The 19,385-nt window shown below is 67.6% G+C and carries 32 protein-coding genes; all 32 read left to right on the forward strand.

Annotated elements, in window-relative coordinates:
* Positions 1–38 precede the first annotated feature (38 nt).
* The 32 genes from AMK26_RS07675 (at position 39) to rplQ (ending at position 19,330) form a co-directional block, all read left to right on the forward strand.
* On the forward strand, positions 39–980 hold the full coding sequence (locus AMK26_RS07675) for a TetR/AcrR family transcriptional regulator C-terminal domain-containing protein (protein WP_073753473.1): 942 nt from the start codon (positions 39–41) through the stop codon (positions 978–980).
* A gap of 83 nt (positions 981–1,063) precedes the next feature.
* Positions 1,064–2,149, forward strand: a complete 1,086-nt coding sequence (locus AMK26_RS07680) for a hypothetical protein (RefSeq protein WP_241837825.1) — start codon at positions 1,064–1,066, stop codon at positions 2,147–2,149.
* A 452-nt stretch (positions 2,150–2,601) separates the two neighbouring features.
* On the forward strand, positions 2,602–2,910 hold the full coding sequence (gene rpsJ, locus AMK26_RS07685; RefSeq protein WP_003948644.1) for a 30S ribosomal protein S10: 309 nt from the start codon (positions 2,602–2,604) through the stop codon (positions 2,908–2,910).
* Positions 2,911–2,923: 13 nt separating this feature from the next.
* Positions 2,924–3,568, forward strand: coding sequence for a 50S ribosomal protein L3 (rplC, locus tag AMK26_RS07690; RefSeq protein WP_031076660.1), 645 nt, complete (start codon positions 2,924–2,926; stop codon positions 3,566–3,568).
* 7 nt (positions 3,569–3,575) lie between these two features.
* Positions 3,576–4,226, forward strand: coding sequence for a 50S ribosomal protein L4 (rplD, locus tag AMK26_RS07695; protein WP_064069951.1), 651 nt, complete (start codon positions 3,576–3,578; stop codon positions 4,224–4,226).
* Positions 4,226–4,540: a 50S ribosomal protein L23 gene (gene rplW / locus AMK26_RS07700; RefSeq protein ID WP_073753477.1), complete on the forward strand. Its 315-nt coding sequence runs from the start codon at positions 4,226–4,228 to the stop codon at positions 4,538–4,540. The genes rplD and rplW overlap by 1 nt, the downstream gene beginning before the upstream one ends.
* A 39-nt stretch (positions 4,541–4,579) precedes the next feature.
* Positions 4,580–5,416, forward strand: coding sequence for a 50S ribosomal protein L2 (gene rplB / locus AMK26_RS07705; RefSeq protein ID WP_018847502.1), 837 nt, complete (start codon positions 4,580–4,582; stop codon positions 5,414–5,416).
* Positions 5,417–5,428: 12 nt separating this feature from the next.
* Positions 5,429–5,710, forward strand: coding sequence for a 30S ribosomal protein S19 (gene rpsS / locus AMK26_RS07710; protein WP_073753479.1), 282 nt, complete (start codon positions 5,429–5,431; stop codon positions 5,708–5,710).
* 50 nt (positions 5,711–5,760) lie between these two features.
* On the forward strand, positions 5,761–6,108 hold the full coding sequence (gene rplV / locus AMK26_RS07715) for a 50S ribosomal protein L22 (protein WP_009327087.1): 348 nt from the start codon (positions 5,761–5,763) through the stop codon (positions 6,106–6,108).
* A complete protein-coding gene (gene rpsC, locus AMK26_RS07720; RefSeq protein ID WP_073753481.1) occupies positions 6,108–6,941 on the forward strand; it encodes a 30S ribosomal protein S3 in 834 nt (277 codons plus the stop codon). Before rplV ends, rpsC begins: the two co-directional genes overlap by 1 nt.
* 5 nt (positions 6,942–6,946) lie before the next feature.
* Positions 6,947–7,366, forward strand: coding sequence for a 50S ribosomal protein L16 (gene rplP, locus AMK26_RS07725; RefSeq protein WP_073753483.1), 420 nt, complete (start codon positions 6,947–6,949; stop codon positions 7,364–7,366).
* Positions 7,366–7,590: a 50S ribosomal protein L29 gene (gene rpmC, locus AMK26_RS07730; RefSeq protein WP_015035581.1), complete on the forward strand. Its 225-nt coding sequence runs from the start codon at positions 7,366–7,368 to the stop codon at positions 7,588–7,590. The genes rplP and rpmC overlap by 1 nt, the downstream gene beginning before the upstream one ends.
* A complete protein-coding gene (gene rpsQ, locus AMK26_RS07735; RefSeq protein WP_031076673.1) occupies positions 7,590–7,877 on the forward strand; it encodes a 30S ribosomal protein S17 in 288 nt (95 codons plus the stop codon). Before rpmC ends, rpsQ begins: the two co-directional genes overlap by 1 nt.
* A gap of 103 nt (positions 7,878–7,980) precedes the next feature.
* Positions 7,981–8,349 (forward strand): 50S ribosomal protein L14, encoded by a 369-nt coding sequence (rplN, locus tag AMK26_RS07740; RefSeq protein ID WP_003956455.1) that lies wholly within the window; start codon positions 7,981–7,983, stop codon positions 8,347–8,349.
* Positions 8,350–8,351: 2 nt separating this feature from the next.
* Positions 8,352–8,675 (forward strand): 50S ribosomal protein L24, encoded by a 324-nt coding sequence (gene rplX, locus AMK26_RS07745; RefSeq protein ID WP_073753485.1) that lies wholly within the window; start codon positions 8,352–8,354, stop codon positions 8,673–8,675.
* The gene (rplE, locus tag AMK26_RS07750; RefSeq protein ID WP_073753487.1) at positions 8,675–9,232 is read left to right on the forward strand and encodes a 50S ribosomal protein L5; all 558 of its coding nucleotides are present in this window, start codon (positions 8,675–8,677) and stop codon (positions 9,230–9,232) included. Before rplX ends, rplE begins: the two co-directional genes overlap by 1 nt.
* Before the next feature lie 5 nt (positions 9,233–9,237).
* Entirely contained in the window at positions 9,238–9,423 is a 186-nt protein-coding gene (locus tag AMK26_RS07755; protein WP_003956452.1) for a type Z 30S ribosomal protein S14, read from the forward strand.
* A 208-nt stretch (positions 9,424–9,631) separates the two neighbouring features.
* Positions 9,632–10,030, forward strand: coding sequence for a 30S ribosomal protein S8 (gene rpsH, locus AMK26_RS07765; protein WP_073753488.1), 399 nt, complete (start codon positions 9,632–9,634; stop codon positions 10,028–10,030).
* A gap of 21 nt (positions 10,031–10,051) precedes the next feature.
* Positions 10,052–10,591, forward strand: coding sequence for a 50S ribosomal protein L6 (gene rplF / locus AMK26_RS07770; RefSeq protein ID WP_064069946.1), 540 nt, complete (start codon positions 10,052–10,054; stop codon positions 10,589–10,591).
* Between the two features lie 3 nt (positions 10,592–10,594).
* Entirely contained in the window at positions 10,595–10,978 is a 384-nt protein-coding gene (gene rplR, locus AMK26_RS07775; RefSeq protein ID WP_031076680.1) for a 50S ribosomal protein L18, read from the forward strand.
* Positions 10,979–11,021: 43 nt separating this feature from the next.
* Positions 11,022–11,627, forward strand: a complete 606-nt coding sequence (gene rpsE / locus AMK26_RS07780) for a 30S ribosomal protein S5 (protein ID WP_005313527.1) — start codon at positions 11,022–11,024, stop codon at positions 11,625–11,627.
* Positions 11,627–11,809: a 50S ribosomal protein L30 gene (gene rpmD, locus AMK26_RS07785; protein WP_073753490.1), complete on the forward strand. Its 183-nt coding sequence runs from the start codon at positions 11,627–11,629 to the stop codon at positions 11,807–11,809. Before rpsE ends, rpmD begins: the two co-directional genes overlap by 1 nt.
* A 1-nt stretch (position 11,810) precedes the next feature.
* Positions 11,811–12,266, forward strand: a complete 456-nt coding sequence (rplO, locus tag AMK26_RS07790) for a 50S ribosomal protein L15 (RefSeq protein WP_073753492.1) — start codon at positions 11,811–11,813, stop codon at positions 12,264–12,266.
* 442 nt (positions 12,267–12,708) lie between these two features.
* Positions 12,709–14,028 (forward strand): preprotein translocase subunit SecY, encoded by a 1,320-nt coding sequence (gene secY / locus AMK26_RS07795; protein ID WP_073753494.1) that lies wholly within the window; start codon positions 12,709–12,711, stop codon positions 14,026–14,028.
* A complete protein-coding gene (locus AMK26_RS07800; RefSeq protein ID WP_073753496.1) occupies positions 14,028–14,687 on the forward strand; it encodes an adenylate kinase in 660 nt (219 codons plus the stop codon). Before secY ends, AMK26_RS07800 begins: the two co-directional genes overlap by 1 nt.
* A gap of 115 nt (positions 14,688–14,802) precedes the next feature.
* Positions 14,803–15,654 (forward strand): type I methionyl aminopeptidase, encoded by an 852-nt coding sequence (map, locus tag AMK26_RS07805; protein ID WP_073753498.1) that lies wholly within the window; start codon positions 14,803–14,805, stop codon positions 15,652–15,654.
* A gap of 294 nt (positions 15,655–15,948) precedes the next feature.
* Complete coding sequence (gene infA, locus AMK26_RS07810; RefSeq protein ID WP_003956442.1) at positions 15,949–16,170, forward strand: translation initiation factor IF-1; 222 nt, start codon at positions 15,949–15,951, stop codon at positions 16,168–16,170.
* A gap of 57 nt (positions 16,171–16,227) precedes the next feature.
* Positions 16,228–16,341: a 50S ribosomal protein L36 gene (gene rpmJ, locus AMK26_RS07815; protein WP_003956441.1), complete on the forward strand. Its 114-nt coding sequence runs from the start codon at positions 16,228–16,230 to the stop codon at positions 16,339–16,341.
* A gap of 180 nt (positions 16,342–16,521) precedes the next feature.
* Positions 16,522–16,902, forward strand: coding sequence for a 30S ribosomal protein S13 (gene rpsM, locus AMK26_RS07820; RefSeq protein ID WP_064069941.1), 381 nt, complete (start codon positions 16,522–16,524; stop codon positions 16,900–16,902).
* Between the two features lie 65 nt (positions 16,903–16,967).
* Positions 16,968–17,372 carry a 30S ribosomal protein S11 gene (gene rpsK / locus AMK26_RS07825; RefSeq protein WP_003956432.1) on the forward strand — a complete coding sequence of 135 codons (405 nt, stop codon included), beginning with the start codon at positions 16,968–16,970 and terminating at the stop codon, positions 17,370–17,372.
* Positions 17,373–17,496: 124 nt separating this feature from the next.
* Positions 17,497–18,519: a DNA-directed RNA polymerase subunit alpha gene (locus AMK26_RS07830; RefSeq protein ID WP_003956430.1), complete on the forward strand. Its 1,023-nt coding sequence runs from the start codon at positions 17,497–17,499 to the stop codon at positions 18,517–18,519.
* A gap of 316 nt (positions 18,520–18,835) precedes the next feature.
* The gene (gene rplQ, locus AMK26_RS07835) at positions 18,836–19,330 is read left to right on the forward strand and encodes a 50S ribosomal protein L17 (RefSeq protein ID WP_073753500.1); all 495 of its coding nucleotides are present in this window, start codon (positions 18,836–18,838) and stop codon (positions 19,328–19,330) included.
* Positions 19,331–19,385: the final 55 nt, after the last annotated feature.

Here is a 19,385-nt window from a genome sequence, read left to right on the forward strand (position 1 = left end):
CAGGGCGCACGGACGTCGAAAAGAAATCGAGGTGGCCCATGGGCGACCAGCCCCCCTACCTCCGCATCGCCGCCGACATCCGGCAGCGCATCGCCGACGGCGACCTCCGCCCCGGCGACCGCGTCCCCTCCACCCGGCAGATCGCCCGGCAGTGGGGCGTCGCCCTCGCCACCGCCACCAAGGCGCTCACCGCGCTGCGCCTGGAGGGTGCCGTCGAGGCCCGGCCCCGTGTCGGCACCGTCGTCGCCGGGACCGCGGCCCCGGAACGGGAGGCGCCCCGGGCCCCCGGGCGGACCGCGGAACCGGACTTGACCCGGGCCCGCATCGTTCGCGCCGCCATCGAGATCGCCGACGCGGAAGGGCTGGCCGCCCTGTCCATGCGGGGTGTCGCCGCCCGCCTCGGGGTGGCCGCGATGTCCCCGTACCGCCATGTCGGCAGCAAGGACGAGCTCGTGGCGCTGATGGCGGACGCCGCGTACGGAGAGGTCGCGCACCCCGCCGTACCGCCCGAGGGGTGGCGGGCGCGTATGGAGGCGGGGGCGCGCGCCATGTGGCAGGTCTGCCGCCGCCACCCGTGGGTGGCCCAGATCGGCCCGCTCACCCGCCCGCTGGTCCTGCCGAACCTGATGGCCCACGGAGAATGGGTGCTCGCCGCGCTGGACGGCAGCGGCCTCGACGCGAAGACGCGCTTCGACATTCACCTGCTGATCTACAGCTACGTCCAGGGCCTGGCCGTCAACCTGGAGCGTGAGGTGCAGGCGCAGGCCGCGACCGGGCTCACCGAGGACGAGTGGATGGACGGGCAGGCGGCGGCGATGCGGGAGGTCGTCGACTCCGGGCGCTATCCGGCCCTCGCCCGTACCCTCGCCGGCTTCGAGGGCGGGTACGACCTCGATCTCGACGCGCTCTTCGCCTTCGGGCTGGGGCCCCTCCTGGACGGGATCGCACGGATCGTCGAGGGAGCCGCCCGGCCGACATGATCAAATGTTCGCGTCAGCGACATGGCAGGGGTGGGGACGTGGGGACGAGCGCACCGGAAGGACGGCCCGGAGACGAGCCGTCCGTGTCCGACGAGGAGTGGGCGCGGTTCCTCCGCGCCGCGGAGCAGGACGGTGGGGCGGCCGCCTCCAGGGACGTCCCCAAGGAGCCGTCGGCCGATGAGCGCGCCGCGCGTGCGGCCCGGGTCGCCCGTTCCGGGCAGCCCGAGGGGTGGCGTACCGGGCCGGCCTGGCGGGAGCTCGACGGGCGCGCCACCCGGCGCCGGCGCCTGGCCGGGGTGCTCGGGATCCTGCTGGCGGCGGGGCTCCTGGTCGTCGCCGTACGCCCGGAGCTGGTCACCGACCGGTTCACCACCCGCGGGACGGGGTACGCCGACACCGCCGCGCCCCCGGCGGGAGGGGCCGGTGGCGACACGCCCACGCTCAAGGAGCCCTTCCGGGGCTCGCCCGCGGTCGACTGGGCGGACGGCGCCGCGGGGATCGCGGTACCGGGGGCGAAGGCCGTCGGCGGGATGACCGAGGAGCAGGTCGCCCACGCGCTGAACAGCACCAAGAAGCTGCTCGTCGCCGCCAATCTGGACCCCGCCACGCTCAGGGGCGAGCGCCCCGGGGCCGCGCTGGATCTCCTGGACCCGCTCCAGGCCGACGGGCGCGGAGTGCTGGAGAAGGCCCTGACCCACCCCAGCGTGGACCGCGACCCGCTGTGGGTCTTCAGCCGCTTCGACCCGTCCGAGGTCCGTCCGGCGGGGAACGTGGTGAAGGTCCGGGGCAAGCTGACCTACGAGAGGGGCGAGCGGGACGGCCAGGTGCTCGTGCACGCCGATTACACGTTCGTCTACCCGGTGGTGAAGGCTGGCCCCGGCGCCACGGAGGTCGCCCGGACCGTCGTGCGCAGGCAGCTGACCCTCGCCCTGTACGACCCCGAGAAGATCCGTACGACGCCGGGGAAGCTGTACGTCCTGCGCATGGACGAGAGCGCCGGCAACGACGACTGCTCGCGCGACGGCGACGGCTTCCTGCACCCCCAGTTCCTCTCGGACCTGGTGGCAGGTGAGGACGGCGGAGGCGGCGGCAGGCTGGTCGACCCCTACGATCGCAGCAAGCCCCTGGACGAGCTGTCCCAGGAGTGCGGCACCGTGACCAGGACCTGACGCGTGGGTGCGGACCAGGAGGTTCCGCCGGTGGTGGGGGTGTGCCGCGGTTTGACAGGGACACCCCGCGGGGTAATCTCTTCGGCTCGATTGGCGTCGCCTCTGCCCCGTATGGCAGACTGTCGGGGTTGCTCGGTTGAGTGCCGATGCTGCGCGCCTCCCGCCGGGAGGACCGGAAGCGAGTCCCACAGTACTCGTCGCCCCTGATCAGGGGCGGACGTACGGGAATCTTTCGGGAAGCGTGGGCGGGGCGCCGGCCAGGCACCCGGTGGGTGTGTTGCCCCCGGCTCGCGGTCTTTGGGCCCGCACCCCCCTTGGTTGGGAAATCCTTCGGGATATCTGCGTAGAGGGAATGCGACACGCCCGACCGCGTGGGTCGGAGGCAGTGCAGCGCTACGGGCGCAGCTCACCAGGTTCCAGAGCGTTACGAGAGACAGGACTACTGAGTAGCCATGGCGGGACAGAAGATCCGCATCCGGCTCAAGGCCTACGACCACGAGGTCATCGACTCGTCGGCGAAGAAGATCGTCGAGACGGTGACGCGCACTGGTGCGTCGGTCGCGGGCCCGGTGCCGCTGCCCACTGAGAAGAACGTGTACTGCGTCATCAAGTCGCCGCACAAGTACAAGGACTCGCGCGAGCACTTCGAGATGCGCACGCACAAGCGCCTCATCGACATCCTCGACCCCACGCCGAAGACGGTTGACTCGCTCATGCGCCTCGACCTCCCGGCCGGCGTCGACATCGAGATCAAGCTCTGAGGTGACGCGCGAGATGGCTAAGAACATTAAGGGCGTCCTGGGCGAGAAGCTCGGCATGACCCAGGTCTGGGACGAGAACAACCGGGTCGTCCCGGTGACCGTCGTCAAGGCTGGGCCCTGCGTCGTCACCCAGGTCCGCACCAACGACACTGACGGCTACGAGTCGGTCCAGATCGCCTTCGGCGAGATCGACCCGCGCAAGGTGAACAAGCCCCTCAAGGGTCACTTCGCCAAGGCCGACGTCACCCCGCGCCGCCACCTGGTGGAGATCCGCACCGCTGACGCCTCCGAGTACACGCTCGGCCAGGAGATCACCGCTGAGGTCTTCGAGGCGGGCATCAAGGTCGACGTCACCGGCAAGAGCAAGGGCAAGGGCTTCGCCGGTGTCATGAAGCGCCACAACTTCCGTGGCCTGGGCGCCGGACACGGCACCCAGCGCAAGCACCGCTCGCCCGGTTCCATCGGTGGCTGCGCCACCCCGGGCCGTGTGTTCAAGGGCCTCCGCATGGCGGGCCGCATGGGCAACGAGCGGGTCACCACCCAGAACCTGACCGTCCACGCCGTTGACGCGGAGAAGGGTCTGCTGCTCATCAAGGGCGCGGTCCCCGGTCCGAACGGCGGCCTCGTCCTGGTCCGTACCGCGGCCAAGGGGGCCTGAGGTAACGATGAGCACCATTGACATCCTTTCGCCGGCAGGCGACAAGGCCGGTACCGTCGAGCTCCCCGCGGAGATCTTCGACGCGAAGACCAGCGTTCCGCTGATCCACCAGGTCGTCGTCGCCCAGCTGGCCGCTGCCCGACAGGGCACGCACAAGACCAAGACCCGTGGCGAAGTCCGCGGTGGTGGCAAGAAGCCGTACCGCCAGAAGGGCACCGGCCGCGCCCGTCAGGGTTCGACCCGCGCCCCGCAGTTCGCCGGCGGTGGCGTCGTCCACGGTCCCGTGCCGCGTGACTACTCGCAGCGCACCCCGAAGAAGATGAAGGCCGCCGCCCTGCGCGGTGCCCTCTCGGACCGGGCGCGTCACTCCCGTATCCACGTCGTCACCGGCGTGGTCGAGGGCGAGGTCTCCACCAAGGCCGCCAAGACGCTGTTCGGCAAGATCTCGGAGCGCAAGAACCTGCTCCTGGTCGTCGAGCGCGCCGACGAGGCCGCGTGGCTGTCCGCCCGCAACCTGCCCCAGGTGCACATCCTGGAGCCGGGCCAGCTGAACACGTACGACGTGATCGTCTCCGACGACGTGGTCTTCACCAAGGCCGCCTTCGAGTCCTTCGTGTCTGGCCCCAAGGCCGATGACAACGAGGGGAGCGAGGCCTGATGGCCGAGATCACCAGCAAGACCTTCTCCGACCCGCGCGACGTTCTTGTCAAGCCGGTTGTCTCCGAGAAGAGCTACGCGCTGCTCGACGAGAACAAGTACACGTTCATCGTGGCCCCCACCGCGAACAAGACCCAGATCAAGCAGGCCGTCGAGGCGGTCTTCTCGGTCAAGGTCGCGTCGGTGAACACGATCAACCGCCAGGGCAAGCGCAAGCGCACCCGCACCGGTTTCGGTAAGCGCGCGAACACCAAGCGCGCCATCGTGACCCTTGCTGAGGGCAACCGTATCGACATCTTCGGCCAGGCCTCCTAACGGAGCGCCCTGGTCCGAATATCGGACGAGGACTGAGAAATGGGTATCCGCAAGTACAAGCCGACGACTCCGGGCCGTCGTGGCTCCAGCGTCGCCGACTTTGTCGAGATCACGCGGTCCACGCCGGAGAAGTCGCTGGTCCGCCCCCTGCACAGCAAGGGCGGCCGTAACAACACCGGTCGTGTGACCGTCCGTCACCAGGGCGGTGGCCACAAGCGCGCCTACCGCGTGATCGACTTCCGTCGTCACGACAAGGACGGCGTGCCGGCCAAGGTCGCTCACATCGAGTACGACCCGAACCGCACCGCGCGCATCGCGCTCCTCCACTACGTGGACGGCGAGAAGCGCTACATCATCGCCCCGCGTGGCCTGAACCAGGGCGACCGGGTCGAGAACGGCCCCGGCGCCGACATCAAGCCCGGCAACAACCTGGCGCTGCGCAACATCCCGGTCGGTACCACGATCCACGCGATCGAGCTCCGTCCCGGTGGTGGCGCCAAGTTCGCCCGCTCCGCGGGTGCCTCCGTGCAGCTGCTCGCGAAGGAGGGCCAGATGGCCCACCTGCGCATGCCGTCCGGTGAGATCCGCCTGGTCGACGTCCGCTGCCGCGCCACCATCGGCGAGGTCGGCAACGCCGAGCAGTCGAACATCAACTGGGGCAAGGCCGGCCGTAAGCGCTGGCTGGGTGTTCGCCCGACCGTCCGCGGTGTGGCGATGAACCCGGTCGACCACCCGCACGGTGGTGGTGAGGGCAAGACCTCCGGTGGTCGCCACCCGGTCTCCCCCTGGGGTCAGAAGGAGGGTCGTACTCGTTCTCCCAAGAAGGCGAGCAACAAGTACATCGTCCGCCGCCGCAAGACGAACAAGAAGCGCTAGGAGCGGGTTTAGATGCCGCGCAGTCTCAAGAAGGGGCCCTTCGTCGACGACCACCTGATCAAGAAGGTGGACACGCAGAACGAAGCAGGCACCAAGAACGTCATCAAGACCTGGTCCCGTCGCTCGATGATCGTCCCGGCCATGCTCGGCCACACGATCGCGGTGCACAACGGCAAGACCCACATCCCGGTGTTCGTCACCGAGTCGATGGTCGGCCACAAGCTCGGCGAGTTCTCGCCGACGCGCACCTTCCGGGGTCACGTCAAGGAAGACCGGAAGTCGAAGCGCCGCTAGTAGCGGGGTGAAAGACCATGACGAACGTGTCAGACACTGAAGGGACAACCATGGAAGCCAGGGCCCAGGCGCGGTACATCCGCGTCACGCCCATGAAGGCCCGCCGCGTGGTGGACCTCATCCGTGGCATGGACGCCACGGAGGCTCAGGCGGTCCTGCGTTTCGCCCCGCAGGCCGCGAGCGTGCCGGTGGGCAAGGTGCTGGACAGCGCCATTGCCAACGCCGCGCACAACTACGACCACACGGACGCCTCTTCGCTGTTCATCAGCGAGGCGTACGTCGACGAGGGCCCGACCCTGAAGCGGTTCCGTCCGCGCGCCCAGGGCCGTGCCTACCGGATCCGCAAGCGGACCAGCCACATCACCGTGGTCGTCAGCAGCAAGGAAGGAACCCGGTAATGGGCCAGAAGGTAAACCCGCACGGGTTCCGGCTCGGCATCACCACCGACTTCAAGTCGCGCTGGTACGCCGACAAGCTGTACAAGGACTACGTCAAGGAAGACGTCGCCATCCGTCGGATGATGACGTCCGGCATGGAGCGCGCCGGCATCTCGAAGGTGGAGATCGAGCGCACCCGTGACCGCGTGCGGGTGGACATCCACACCGCTCGTCCGGGCATCGTCATCGGCCGCCGTGGCGCCGAGGCCGACCGCATCCGCGGCGACCTCGAGAAGCTCACGGGCAAGCAGGTCCAGCTGAACATCCTCGAGGTCAAGAACCCCGAGGTCGACGCCCAGCTGGTCGCCCAGGCCGTTGCCGAGCAGCTGTCCTCCCGCGTCTCCTTCCGCCGCGCCATGCGCAAGAGCATGCAGTCGGCGATGAAGGCGGGCGCCAAGGGCATCAAGATCCAGTGTGGTGGCCGTCTCGGCGGCGCCGAGATGTCCCGCTCGGAGTTCTACCGCGAGGGCCGTGTGCCGCTGCACACGCTCCGCGCGAACGTCGAGTACGGCTTCTTCGAGGCCAAGACCACCTTCGGCCGCATCGGCGTGAAGGTCTGGATCTACAAGGGCGACGTCAAGAACATCGCCGAGGTCCGCGCCGAGAACGCCGCTGCCCGCGCCGGCAACCGTCCGGCCCGTGGTGGTGCTGAGCGCCCCGCCGGCCGTGGTGGCCGCGGTGGCGAGCGTGGCGGTCGCGGTCGCAAGCCGCAGCAGACCGGTTCCGCTGCCGAGGCCCCCAAGGCCGAGGCCGCTGCCGCTGCTCCGGCTGAGAGCACCGGAACGGAGGCCTGACCGAAATGCTGATCCCCCGTAGGGTCAAGCACCGCAAGCAGCACCACCCGAAGCGCAGCGGTATGTCCAAGGGTGGTACGCAGGTTGCGTTCGGCGAGTACGGCATCCAGGCCCTCACTCCGGCGTACGTGACCAACCGCCAGATCGAGGCGGCCCGTATCGCGATGACCCGCCACATCAAGCGTGGCGGCAAGGTCTGGATCAACATCTACCCGGACCGCCCGCTGACCAAGAAGCCTGCCGAGACCCGCATGGGTTCCGGTAAGGGTTCGCCGGAGTGGTGGGTCGCGAACGTCAAGCCCGGTCGGGTGATGTTCGAGCTGTCCTACCCGAACGAGAAGATCGCGCGTGAGGCCCTGACTCGTGCCGCCCACAAGCTGCCGATGAAGTGCAAGATCGTCAAGCGCGAGGCAGGTGAGCTGTGATGTCGGCCGGTACCAAGGCGTCCGAGCTGCGCGAGCTGGGCAACGAGGAGCTTCTCAACAAGCTCCGCGAGGCCAAGGAAGAGCTGTTCAACCTCCGCTTCCAGGCGGCGACGGGCCAGCTCGAGAACCACGGTCGGCTCAAGTCCGTCCGTAAGGACATCGCCCGGATCTACACCCTGATGCGTGAGCGCGAGCTGGGCATCGAGACGGTGGAGAGCGCCTGATGAGCGAGAACAACGTGACTGAGACTGCAAAGACCGAGCGCGGATTCCGCAAGACCCGCGAGGGTCTGGTCGTCAGCGACAAGATGGACAAGACCGTCGTCGTCGCTGTCGAGGACCGCGTCAAGCACGCGCTGTACGGCAAGGTCATCCGCCGTACCAACAAGCTCAAGGCGCACGACGAGCAGAACGCCGCGGGTGTCGGCGACCGTGTCCTCCTCATGGAGACCCGGCCGCTGTCCGCGACCAAGCGCTGGCGCGTCGTCGAGATCCTCGAGAAGGCCAAGTAATCGCTCGGGGGGTTTCCCCCGAGTTCGTTCCGCCAGGCTCGGCAGGGGTTGACCTCGCAAGAGGCGCCCCTGCCGGGAACCGGCAGACAATCAGGAGATAGACGTGATCCAGCAGGAGTCGCGACTGCGTGTCGCCGACAACACTGGTGCCAAGGAGATCCTTTGCATCCGTGTTCTCGGTGGTTCCGGTCGCCGCTACGCGGGCATCGGTGACGTCATCGTCGCCACCGTCAAGGACGCGATCCCCGGTGGCAACGTGAAGAAGGGTGACGTCGTCAAGGCGGTCATCGTTCGCACCGTCAAGGAGCGCCGCCGCCAGGACGGCTCGTACATCCGCTTCGACGAGAACGCCGCCGTCATTCTGAAGAACGACGGCGACCCTCGCGGCACCCGTATCTTCGGCCCCGTGGGCCGTGAACTGCGCGAGAAGAAGTTCATGAAGATCATCTCGCTCGCGCCGGAGGTGCTGTAAGCATGAAGATCAAGAAGGGCGACCTGGTTCAGGTCATCACCGGTAAGGACAAGGGCAAGCAGGGCAAGGTCATCGCGGCCTTCCCCCGTGAGGACCGCGTCCTGGTCGAGGGTGTCAACCGGGTCAAGAAGCACACCAAGGCCGGCCAGACCGCTCGTGGTTCGCAGACCGGCGGCATCGTCACCACCGAGGCCCCCATTCACGTGAGCAACGTTCAGCTCGTCGTGGAGAAGGACGGCAAGAAGGTCGTGACCCGCGTCGGTTACCGCTTCGACGACGAGGGCAACAAGATCCGCGTTGCCAAGCGGACGGGTGAGGACATCTGATGGCTACCACCACCACTCCGCGTCTGAAGACGAAGTACCGCGAGGAGATCGCGGGCAAGCTGCGTGAGGAGTTCTCGTACGAGAACGTCATGCAGGTTCCCGGCCTCGTCAAGATCGTGGTCAACATGGGTGTGGGCGACGCCGCCCGCGACTCCAAGCTGATCGAGGGTGCCATCAAGGACCTCACCACGATCACCGGTCAGAAGCCGGCCGTGACCAAGGCCCGCAAGTCCATCGCGCAGTTCAAGCTGCGTGAGGGCCAGCCGATCGGTGCCCACGTCACGCTCCGTGGCGACCGCATGTGGGAGTTCCTGGACCGCACCCTGTCGCTGGCGCTCCCGCGCATCCGCGACTTCCGCGGCCTGTCCCCCAAGCAGTTCGACGGCCGTGGCAACTACACCTTCGGTCTCACGGAGCAGGTCATGTTCCACGAGATCGACCAGGACAAGATCGACCGTGTCCGGGGTATGGACATCACCGTGGTGACCACGGCGACCAACGACGAAGAGGGCCGTGCGCTCCTCCGTCACCTCGGCTTCCCGTTCAAGGAGGCGTAAGCGAGATGGCGAAGAAGGCTCTCATCGCGAAGGCTGCCCGCAAGCCCAAGTTCGGCGTGCGCGCGTACACCCGCTGCCAGCGCTGCGGTCGTCCGCACTCCGTCTACCGCAAGTTCGGCCTGTGCCGCGTGTGCCTCCGTGAGATGGCTCACCGTGGCGAGCTGCCGGGCGTGACCAAGAGCTCCTGGTAATCCCTCACTTGGGATGACCGGAGTCTCTCGGTAAGCATCTGGTCGGCAGGAGCCCTTCTCCACATGTCGTAGGCTTGTGGGGTTGGGCGCCTGCCGCCCGTACGACTTACTACGCCGTAGGTCCCCGCACCGCACCCGTCCCGCCCATGAGCGGGGAGAGGGATGGCGCATACAGGAAACCCCGGCGAGAGAGGCCGAAGGCCAATTCATGACCATGACTGATCCGATCGCAGACATGCTTACGCGTCTGCGGAACGCGAACTCGGCGTACCACGACACCGTGACGATGCCGCACAGCAAGATCAAGTCTCACATCGCGGAAATCCTCCAGCAGGAGGGCTTCATCACGGGCTGGCGCGTCGAGGACGCCGAGGTTGGCAAGAACCTCGTCCTCGAGCTCAAGTTCGGTCCGAACCGTGAGCGCTCCATCGCGGGCATCAAGCGGATCTCGAAGCCCGGTCTGCGGGTTTACGCGAAGTCCACCAACCTGCCGAAGGTCCTCGGCGGTCTGGGCGTGGCGATCATCTCCACGTCCCACGGCCTCCTGACCGGCCAGCAGGCGCAGAAGAAGGGCGTGGGTGGGGAAGTCCTCGCCTACGTCTGGTAGTCGGGAACGGAGGAAAAGCTAATGTCGCGTATTGGCAAGCTCCCCATCACGGTTCCCGCCGGCGTGGACGTCACCATCGAAGGCCGCACGGTCACGGTGAAGGGTTCCAAGGGCACCCTGAGCCACACCGTCGCCGCGCCGATCGAGATCGTTAAGGGCGAGGACGGCGTTCTCAACGTCACCCGTCCGAACGACGAGCGTCAGAACAAGGCCCTCCACGGCCTGTCCCGCACGCTGGTGGCCAACATGATCACCGGTGTGACCCAGGGGTACACGAAGGCGCTCGAGATCAGCGGTGTCGGTTACCGCGTTGCCGCGAAGGGCTCCAACCTGGAGTTCCAGCTCGGCTACAGCCACCCGATCCTGGTGGAGGCGCCCGAGGGCATCTCCTTCAAGGTCGAGTCTCCGACCAAGTTCTCGGTCGAGGGCATCGACAAGCAGAAGGTCGGCGAGGTCGCCGCTAACATCCGCAAGCTTCGCAAGCCCGACCCTTACAAGGCCAAGGGCGTGAAGTACGCGGGTGAGGTCATCCGCCGCAAGGTCGGAAAGGCTGGTAAGTAAGCCATGGCATACGGCGTGAAGATTGCCAAGGGCAAGGCCTACAAGGGCGCTGCTCTGAAGCGTCGCCACATCCGCATCCGCAAGAAGATCGCGGGTACGACCGAGCGTCCGCGCCTGGTCGTCACGCGTTCCAACCGCGGCATCACCGCTCAGGTCATCGACGACATCGCGGGTCACACCCTCGCGTCGGCGTCAACCCTGGACGCGTCCATCCGCGGCGGCGAAGGCGACAAGTCGGCGAAGGCGAAGCAGGTCGGCCAGCTCGTGGCCGAGCGTGCCAAGGCCGCCGGCATCGAGGCTGTCGTGTTCGACCGTGGCGGCAACCAGTACGCCGGGCGCATTGCCGCCCTGGCGGACGCCGCCCGCGAAGCCGGTCTCAAGTTCTGAGCCGGTTCCGTAGCTCAGCGGAAAACGAAGAGAGGTAATTCCAATGGCTGGACCCCAGCGCCGCGGAAGCGGTGCCGGTGGCGGCGAGCGGCGGGACCGGAAGGGCCGTGACGGCGGCGCTGCTGCCGCCGAGAAGACCGCGTACGTTGAGCGCGTTGTCGCGATCAACCGCGTCGCCAAGGTTGTGAAGGGTGGTCGTCGCTTCAGCTTCACCGCGCTGGTCGTGGTGGGCGACGGTGACGGCACCGTGGGTGTCGGTTACGGCAAGGCCAAGGAGGTGCCGGCCGCCATCGCCAAGGGTGTGGAGGAGGCCAAGAAGCACTTCTTCAAGGTCCCCCGTATCCAGGGCACCATCCCGCACCCGATCCAGGGTGAGAAGGCCGCGGGCGTCGTCCTGCTCAAGCCGGCTTCCCCCGGTACCGGTGTTATCGCCGGTGGCCCGGTGCGTGCCGTGCTCGAGTGCGCCGGCGTTCACGACATCCTGTCGAAGTCGCTCGGCTCCGACAACGCGATCAACATCGTGCACGCGACCGTGGCGGCCCTCAAGGGCCTGCAGCGTCCCGAGGAGATCGCGGCTCGCCGTGGTCTGCCCCTCGAGGACGTCGCCCCCGCGGCTCTCCTCCGTGCGCGTGCAGGGGCGGGTGCGTAATGGCTCGCCTCAAGGTCACGCAGACGAAGTCGTACATCGGCAGCAAGCAGAACCACCGCGACACCCTGCGTACCCTGGGCCTCAAGCGCCTGGGCGACGTGGTTGTCAAGGAGGACCGCCCCGAGTTCCGCGGCATGGTGCACACCGTCCGCCACCTCGTGACGGTTGAGGAGGTTGACTGACATGGCGGAGAACAGCCCGCTGAAGGCCCACAACCTCCGGCCTGCCCCGGGCGCCAAGACCGCCAAGACCCGTGTGGGTCGTGGTGAGGCGTCCAAGGGTAAGACCGCTGGTCGTGGTACCAAGGGTACGAAGGCCCGCTACCAGGTTCCGGAGCGCTTCGAGGGTGGGCAGATGCCCCTCCACATGCGTCTCCCGAAGCTGAAGGGCTTCAAGAACCCGTTCCGCACCGAGTACCAGGTCGTGAACCTGGACAAGCTCGCCTCGCTCTACCCCGAGGGTGGCGAGGTCACGGTGGCCGACCTGGTCGCCAAGGGCGCGGTGCGCAAGAACAGCCTCGTCAAGGTCCTGGGCCAGGGCGAGATCTCCGTGGCGCTGCAGGTTTCGGTTGACGCCGTCTCCGGCTCCGCCAAGGAGAAGATTGCCGCCGCGGGCGGCACCGTCACCGAGCTCGTCTGAGCTACGTCCTGACGGACACCGTCGGACACTGACGGCAAAGAGCCTGGCCGGCGCCCCTCGTGGGCGTCGGCCAGGCTCTTTTCGTGCCGGCTCGGCGTCGGTACGTCTCCTGCCGCCTGCGCCGGTCCCGCCCTGTTGCTTCACGCCGGTCCACGGCGGCTTTCGGACATCTTCACCGGGTCCGCACGGAGTCGGGCGCCAAACGCGGCGCTGCGCCGTTGTCCTGTGTGGGACCGAGGCGACCGCTCGCCCGGGGACGATTCGGGTTACCCGCAGTTGACGTGGCTCAGCGACGTTTCACGCGGGCGTGGCGGCCGGGTATGGTAGCCGCTGTTAGTGTCCCGGCAGTCTGCCTCCGTGGCGTAAGGCTGCCGTGTTTGTATCTACTCACATACCAAACCGTCACCCTCACGCGCGTAACGCGGGGGTCGCAGGAGGCACCGTGCTCACCGCGTTCGCCCGGGCGTTCAAGACGCCCGACCTGCGCAAGAAGCTGCTCTTCACGCTGGGCATCATCGTGATCTACCGGCTCGGGGCCCACATCCCCGTCCCGGGTGTCGACTACCAGTCCGTCCAGCAGTGTGTGGACGAGGCCAGCAAGGGCGGCAACAGCCTGCTCGGCCTGGTGAACCTGTTCAGCGGCGGCGCGCTTCTGCAGATCACCATCTTCGCGCTCGGCATCATGCCGTACATCACGGCGAGCATCATCCTGCAGCTGCTGACCGTGGTCATCCCGCGCCTCGAAGCCCTCAAGAAGGAGGGTCAGTCGGGTACGGCCAAGATCACGCAGTACACGCGGTACCTGACGATCGCGCTCGCGATCCTGCAGGGCACCGGTCTGGTGGCGACCGCCCGTACCGGCGCGCTGTTCAGTGGCTGCACGGTGGCGGGCCAGGTGGTTCCGGACCGGTCGATCTTCGTGACCATCCTGATGGTCATCACCATGACGGCGGGCACCGCCCTCGTGATGTGGCTCGGTGAGCTCATCACCGACCGCGGCATCGGCAACGGCATGTCGATCCTGATGTTCATCTCGATCGCCGCCGGCTTCCCGGGCGCCCTGTGGGCCATCAAGGTCAGCGGCAAGCTCGCGCAGGGCTGGATCGAGTTCGGCACCGTCATCCTGATCGGCTTCGTGATGGTGGGCCTGGTCGTCTTCGTCGAGCAGGCCCAGCGCCGCATCCCGGTGCAGTACGCGAAGCGCATGATCGGCCGCCGGTCCTACGGCGGTACGTCCACGTACATCCCGCTCAAGGTGAACCAGGCAGGTGTGATTCCTGTCATCTTCGCCTCGTCGCTGCTCTACATCCCGGCCTTGATCGCCCAGTTCTCCAACTCCCAGTCGGGCTGGAAAACCTGGATCGAAGCCCACTTCGTCAAGGGTGACCACCCGTACTACATCACCGTGTACTTCCTCCTGATCGTGTTCTTCGCCTTCTTCTATGTGGCGATCTCGTTCAACCCCGAGGAAGTCGCGGACAACATGAAGAAGTATGGTGGCTTCATCCCGGGTATCCGGGCTGGTCGACCTACTGCCGAGTACCTGAGCTACGTGCTCAACCGGATCACCTGGCCGGGCTCGCTGTATCTGGGTCTGATCGCTCTTGTGCCGACGATGGCGTTGGCAGGCTTCGGTGGCGCCAATGCCAACTTCCCGTTCGGCGGGACGAGCATCCTCATCATCGTGGGTGTGGGGCTGGAGACCGTGAAGCAGATCGAGAGCCAGCTCCAGCAGCGCAATTACGAAGGGTTCCTCCGCTGATGCGAATCGTCCTCGTCGGACCGCCCGGTGCCGGCAAGGGAACGCAGGCCGCGTTCCTTGCCAAGAACCTGTCGATTCCGCACATCTCCACGGGCGACCTGTTCCGCGCCAACATCAGTCAGGGCACGGAGCTGGGCAAGCAGGCCAAGGCGTACATGGACGCCGGCAACCTCGTACCCGACGAGGTCACCATCGGGATGGCCAAGGACCGTATGGAGCAGCCCGACGCCGTGAACGGCTTCCTGCTCGACGGGTTCCCGCGCAACGTGGCCCAGGCCGAGGCGCTCGACGCCATGCTCGACGGCGAGGGCATGAAGCTGGACGCGGTCCTGGACCTGGAGGTCCCCGAGGACGAGGTCGTCAAGCGGATCGCGGGTCGCCGCATCTGCCGCAACGACAGCGCGCACGTCTTCCACGAGACGTACTCGAAGCCGAAGACCGAGGGCGTCTGTGACGTCTGCGGCGGTGAGCTGTACCAGCGCGAGGACGACTCCGAGGAGACCGTCCGCAAGCGGCTGGAGGTCTACCACACGCAGACCGAGCCGATCATCGACCACTACAAGGCCCAGGGCCTGGTGGTCACCATCTCCGCGCTCGGCAAGGTCAACGACGTGACCGAGCGCGCGATGGAGGCGCTGCGCGGCGAGAAGGCCGCGTAGCACCACGGTGCTTCGTACGACGGCCGCGGTGCCCCTCGGGGCGCCGCGGCCGTCGTCGTACGGCCGTATCGTGGTGAGGTCACCCCGTTCTCCGTTTCGAAAGGCGTCAGCCGTCATGGTGCAGATCAAGACTCCCGAGCAGATCGCGAAGATGCGCGAGGCGGGGCTTGTCGTCGCCGCCATCCACGCGGCGACGCGCGAGGCGGCGGTGCCCGGGGCGACGACGAAGGACCTCGACGAGGTCGCGCGGAAGGTGATCGCCGACCACGGGGCGAAGTCGAACTTCCTGGGGTACGGCGGGTTCCCCGCGACGATCTGCACGTCCGTGAACGAGGTCGTCGTCCACGGCATCCCGAGCGACGACGTCGTCCTGAAGGACGGCGACATCATCTCCATCGACTGCGGCGCGATCATCGACGGCTGGCACGGTGACGCCGCGTACACGGCGTTCGTGGGGTCGGGCCACGCGCCGGAGCTGATCGAGCTGTCGCGGGTGACCGAGGAGTCGATGTGGGCCGGCATCGCCGCGATGAAGAACGGCAACCGGCTGGTGGACATCTCGCGGGCCATCGAGTCCTACATCCGCCGCCAGCCGCGCCCGGCGACGGGTGAGCACAGCCTGGGCAAGTTCGGGATCATCGAGGACTACGGCGGCCACGGCATCGGCACCGAGATGCACATGGACCCGCACCTGCTGAACTACGTCGCCCGCAAGCGCGGCAAGGGCCCGAAGCTGGTGCCCGGCTTCTGCCTGGCGATCGAGCCGATGGTCTCGCTCGGTACGCCGCGCACGGAGGTCCTGGAGGACGACTGGACCGTCATCACGACGGACGGCACGTGGTCCTCCCACTGGGAGCACTCCGTGGCCCTCACCGAGCAGGGCCCCCTGGTCCTGACCGCCCCGGACGGCGGCAAGGCCAAGCTCGCGGAGCTGGGCGTGACGGCGGCCCCGGACCCGCTGGCCTGACCGGCCCCACCGGCCGGCCGCCGGGCCCGCGAGAGCGGCGTCAGGGACGGGTGGGGACGGGTCGGCGGCAAGGCGGAGCGCGCGGAGCCGGGCGTCACGGCGGCCGGCCTGCGACGCACGCGGCCCCGCAGGCCGCCTTCCGGGTGGGGGGTAACGATCTCCGGCGGTGGGCAAGCTCTCCGGATTCGTCTTTTCCAGGGGCCTGACGTAGACTGATGCGTCGGCTCTCGTGTACCCGTGTGTCCGCACACGGAGGCGAGAGTCGATCAAGGTAGCCGATTCGAAGGGCGAAGCGTGGCCAAGAAGCAAGGTGCCATCGAAATTGAGGGCACCGTGATCGAGTCCCTGCCGAACGCCATGTTCAAGGTAGAGCTCCAGAACGGTCACAAGGTCCTCGCGCACATCTCCGGCAAGATGCGGATGCACTACATCCGTATCCTCCCGGACGACCGGGTCGTGGTGGAGCTGTCTCCGTACGACCTGACGCGTGGGCGGATCGTCTACCGATACAAGTAGATCTTGTCGCGCCCCACCTGTGGGGCGGTGGCACTGACCCGGAGAACCTCACATCCCATGAAGGTCAAGCCGAGCGTCAAGAAGATCTGCGACAAGTGCAAGGTGATCCGCCGTCACGGCCGGGTCATGGTCATCTGCGACAACCTGCGCCACAAGCAGCGCCAGGGCTGACGCACGCCGACCTGCACCTCCGCAGTTCTTCGCGCGACGCGAGCAATTCGTACATACGCAGTGCCCGCCGGGCCATCAGGCTGGCGGTACCTCCGGCGGGGGCCGGGGACCCGGGCCGTGCCTCATACGGCGGCCGGGATCGGTACTGCGGAAGACCCCCGAACACACAGGAGCCATTGAATGGCACGCGTTTCCGGTGTTGACATCCCGCGCGACAAGCGTGTGGAGGTCGCACTCACCTACGTCTTCGGTATCGGCCGCACCCTGGCGAAGGAGACCCTCGCCTCCACCGGTGTGAACCCGAACACCCGCGTTCGTGACCTGTCCGAAGAGGACCTGGTCAAGATCCGCGAGTACGTGGACGCCAACCTCAAGACCGAGGGTGACCTCCGTCGCGAGATCCAGGCCGACATCCGCCGCAAGGTCGAGATCGGCTGCTACCAGGGTCTGCGCCACCGTCGCGGTCTGCCGGTCCACGGCCAGCGCACCAGCACGAACGCTCGTACCCGCAAGGGCCCGCGTCGCGCCATCGCCGGCAAGAAGAAGCCGGGCAAGAAGTAGTCCGCAGCGGACGACTGTCCACGGTCTTCGCTGTAGGACCGACCACCTCCCGTAGGAGTTAAGACATGCCCCCCAAGGGTCGTCAGGGCGCTGCCAAGAAGGTGCGCCGCAAGGAAAAGAAGAACGTCGCTCACGGGCACGCCCACATCAAGAGCACGTTCAACAACACCATCGTCTCGATCACCGACCCCTCGGGCAACGTGATCTCCTGGGCCTCCGCCGGCCACGTCGGCTTCAAGGGCTCGCGCAAGTCCACCCCCTTCGCCGCGCAGATGGCCGCCGAGTCGGCCGCCCGTCGCGCGCAGGAGCACGGCATGCGCAAGGTCGACGTCTTCGTCAAGGGCCCGGGCTCGGGTCGTGAGACGGCCATCCGTTCGCTCCAGGCGACCGGTCTCGAGGTCGGCTCCATCCAGGACGTCACCCCCACGCCGCACAACGGCTGCCGTCCGCCGAAGCGCCGCCGCGTCTGACGCACGGCTGCTGCTTGTCTTGTGAGGTTCCGGGCGGTACGGCTCTTCGGGGGCGTGCCGCCCGTACCCTTGCAGTATCAGAGGACGTCAAATAGCGGGCGTCCACGACTGAAGGAAACACACCATGCTTATCGCTCAGCGTCCCTCGCTGACCGAAGAGGTTGTTGACGAGTACCGCTCGCGGTTCGTCATCGAGCCGCTGGAGCCGGGCTTCGGCTACACGCTCGGCAACTCGCTTCGCCGTACGCTCCTCTCCTCGATCCCGGGTGCGGCCGTCACGTCCATCCGCATCGACGGTGTCCTGCACGAGTTCACCACCGTGCCGGGCGTCAAGGAGGACGTCACCGACCTCATCCTCAACATCAAGCAGCTGGTCGTGTCCAGCGAGCACGACGAGCCGGTCGTGATGTACCTGCGCAAGCAGGGCCCGGGCCTCGTGACCGCGGCCGACATCGCCCCGCCGGCCGGTGTCGAGGTGCACAACCCCGACCTGGTGCTCGCCACGCTGAACGGCAAGGGCAAGCTGGAGATGGAGCTGACCGTCGAGCGCGGTCGCGGCTACGTCTCCGCCGTGCAGAACAAGCAGGTGGGTCAGGAGATCGGCCGCATCCCGGTCGACTCGATCTACTCGCCGGTGCTCAAGGTCACGTACAAGGTCGAGGCGACGCGTGTCGAGCAGCGCACCGACTTCGACAAGCTGATCGTCGACGTCGAGACCAAGCAGGCCATGCGTCCGCGTGACGCCATGGCGTCGGCCGGTAAGACCCTGGTCGAGCTGTTCGGTCTGGCGCGCGAGCTCAACATCGACGCCGAGGGCATCGACATGGGCCCGTCCCCGACGGACGCCGCCCTCGCCGCCGACCTGGCGCTGCCGATCGAGGAGCTCGAGCTCACCGTTCGTTCGTACAACTGCCTCAAGCGCGAGGGCATCCACTCCGTGGGTGAGCTCGTGGCGCGCTCCGAGGCCGACCTGCTCGACATCCGCAACTTCGGTGCGAAGTCGATCGACGAGGTCAAGGCGAAGCTGGCCGGCATGGGCCTGGCCCTCAAGGACAGCCCGCCCGGATTCGACCCGACCGCCGCCGCCGACGCCTTCGGCGCCGACGACGACGCGGACGCGGGCTTCGTCGAGACCGAGCAGTACTGATCACCTCCCGGTGAGGGACCGGGGCCTGACGGCCCCGGCCCCCCGCCGGGTCGGCTTGCCGGTGCCGGGGCACGTTCTCGGCCCGCAGGGGCCGGCGCGGACCGGGGCTTCGGCCCCAGGCAGCCCGGCATGCGGGCGGTACGCCTTCGGCCCCGCAGGGGCCGAGTACAGGCCGGGGCTTCCGCCCCGGGCCCGGGCGGCAGCCCGGAAAGAGACCTCCCCGGCACCGCCGGGGGCGCGCGAGGGGCGTCACGCCCCTCGCACAGGCTGACACCGGTACCTGATACGGCCGGTGCAGATCACAAGGAGATACACCATGCCGAAGCCCGCCAAGGGTGCCCGTCTGGGCGGCAGCGCCGCGCACGAGAAGCTGCTCCTCGCGAACCTCGCGAAGTCGCTCTTCGAGCACGGCCGCATCACCACGACCGAGGCCAAGGCCCGCCGCCTGCGTCCGGTCGCCGAGCGCCTGATCACCAAGGCGAAGAAGGGCGACATCCACAACCGTCGCCTGGTGCTGCAGACGATCACGGACAAGGGCATCGTCCACACGCTCTTCACCGAGATCGCTCCGCGCTACGCCGAGCGCCCGGGTGGCTACACCCGCATCACCAAGATCGGCAACCGTCGTGGCGACAACGCCCCGATGGCGGTCATCGAGCTGGTCGAGGGCGAGATCGCGAAGAAGGCGACCGTCGCCGAGGCCGAGGCCGCGACCAAGCGCGCGGTCAAGGAGGCCGACGAGGCCAAGGTCGAGGAGACCAAGGCCGACGAGGCCGCCGAGGCTCCGGCTGAGGAGTCGAAGGACGCCTGAGCGTCTTTTTGACGGCTGACGGACGGGCCCGCCCCTCTCGGGGGGCGGGCCCGTT

The organism is Streptomyces sp. CB03234 (assembly GCF_001905885.1).
Taxonomy (GTDB): domain Bacteria; phylum Actinomycetota; class Actinomycetes; order Streptomycetales; family Streptomycetaceae; genus Streptomyces.

Coding starts and splice junctions, on each gene's coding strand:
- AMK26_RS07675 (WP_073753473.1), top strand. CDS start 39: ATGGGCGACCAGCCCCCCTACCTCCGCATCGCCGCCGACATCCGGCAG.
- rpsJ (WP_003948644.1), top strand. CDS start 2,602: ATGGCGGGACAGAAGATCCGCATCCGGCTCAAGGCCTACGACCACGAG.
- rplC (WP_031076660.1), top strand. CDS start 2,924: ATGGCTAAGAACATTAAGGGCGTCCTGGGCGAGAAGCTCGGCATGACC.
- rplD (WP_064069951.1), top strand. CDS start 3,576: ATGAGCACCATTGACATCCTTTCGCCGGCAGGCGACAAGGCCGGTACC.
- rplW (WP_073753477.1), top strand. CDS start 4,226: ATGGCCGAGATCACCAGCAAGACCTTCTCCGACCCGCGCGACGTTCTT.
- rplB (WP_018847502.1), top strand. CDS start 4,580: ATGGGTATCCGCAAGTACAAGCCGACGACTCCGGGCCGTCGTGGCTCC.
- rpsS (WP_073753479.1), top strand. CDS start 5,429: ATGCCGCGCAGTCTCAAGAAGGGGCCCTTCGTCGACGACCACCTGATC.
- rplV (WP_009327087.1), top strand. CDS start 5,761: ATGGAAGCCAGGGCCCAGGCGCGGTACATCCGCGTCACGCCCATGAAG.
- rpsC (WP_073753481.1), top strand. CDS start 6,108: ATGGGCCAGAAGGTAAACCCGCACGGGTTCCGGCTCGGCATCACCACC.
- rplP (WP_073753483.1), top strand. CDS start 6,947: ATGCTGATCCCCCGTAGGGTCAAGCACCGCAAGCAGCACCACCCGAAG.
- rpmC (WP_015035581.1), top strand. CDS start 7,366: ATGTCGGCCGGTACCAAGGCGTCCGAGCTGCGCGAGCTGGGCAACGAG.
- rpsQ (WP_031076673.1), top strand. CDS start 7,590: ATGAGCGAGAACAACGTGACTGAGACTGCAAAGACCGAGCGCGGATTC.
- rplX (WP_073753485.1), top strand. CDS start 8,352: ATGAAGATCAAGAAGGGCGACCTGGTTCAGGTCATCACCGGTAAGGAC.
- rplE (WP_073753487.1), top strand. CDS start 8,675: ATGGCTACCACCACCACTCCGCGTCTGAAGACGAAGTACCGCGAGGAG.
- AMK26_RS07755 (WP_003956452.1), top strand. CDS start 9,238: ATGGCGAAGAAGGCTCTCATCGCGAAGGCTGCCCGCAAGCCCAAGTTC.
- rpsH (WP_073753488.1), top strand. CDS start 9,632: ATGACCATGACTGATCCGATCGCAGACATGCTTACGCGTCTGCGGAAC.
- rplF (WP_064069946.1), top strand. CDS start 10,052: ATGTCGCGTATTGGCAAGCTCCCCATCACGGTTCCCGCCGGCGTGGAC.
- rplR (WP_031076680.1), top strand. CDS start 10,595: ATGGCATACGGCGTGAAGATTGCCAAGGGCAAGGCCTACAAGGGCGCT.
- rpsE (WP_005313527.1), top strand. CDS start 11,022: ATGGCTGGACCCCAGCGCCGCGGAAGCGGTGCCGGTGGCGGCGAGCGG.
- rpmD (WP_073753490.1), top strand. CDS start 11,627: ATGGCTCGCCTCAAGGTCACGCAGACGAAGTCGTACATCGGCAGCAAG.
- rplO (WP_073753492.1), top strand. CDS start 11,811: ATGGCGGAGAACAGCCCGCTGAAGGCCCACAACCTCCGGCCTGCCCCG.
- AMK26_RS07800 (WP_073753496.1), top strand. CDS start 14,028: ATGCGAATCGTCCTCGTCGGACCGCCCGGTGCCGGCAAGGGAACGCAG.
- map (WP_073753498.1), top strand. CDS start 14,803: ATGGTGCAGATCAAGACTCCCGAGCAGATCGCGAAGATGCGCGAGGCG.
- rpmJ (WP_003956441.1), top strand. CDS start 16,228: ATGAAGGTCAAGCCGAGCGTCAAGAAGATCTGCGACAAGTGCAAGGTG.
- rpsM (WP_064069941.1), top strand. CDS start 16,522: ATGGCACGCGTTTCCGGTGTTGACATCCCGCGCGACAAGCGTGTGGAG.
- rpsK (WP_003956432.1), top strand. CDS start 16,968: ATGCCCCCCAAGGGTCGTCAGGGCGCTGCCAAGAAGGTGCGCCGCAAG.
- AMK26_RS07830 (WP_003956430.1), top strand. CDS start 17,497: ATGCTTATCGCTCAGCGTCCCTCGCTGACCGAAGAGGTTGTTGACGAG.
- rplQ (WP_073753500.1), top strand. CDS start 18,836: ATGCCGAAGCCCGCCAAGGGTGCCCGTCTGGGCGGCAGCGCCGCGCAC.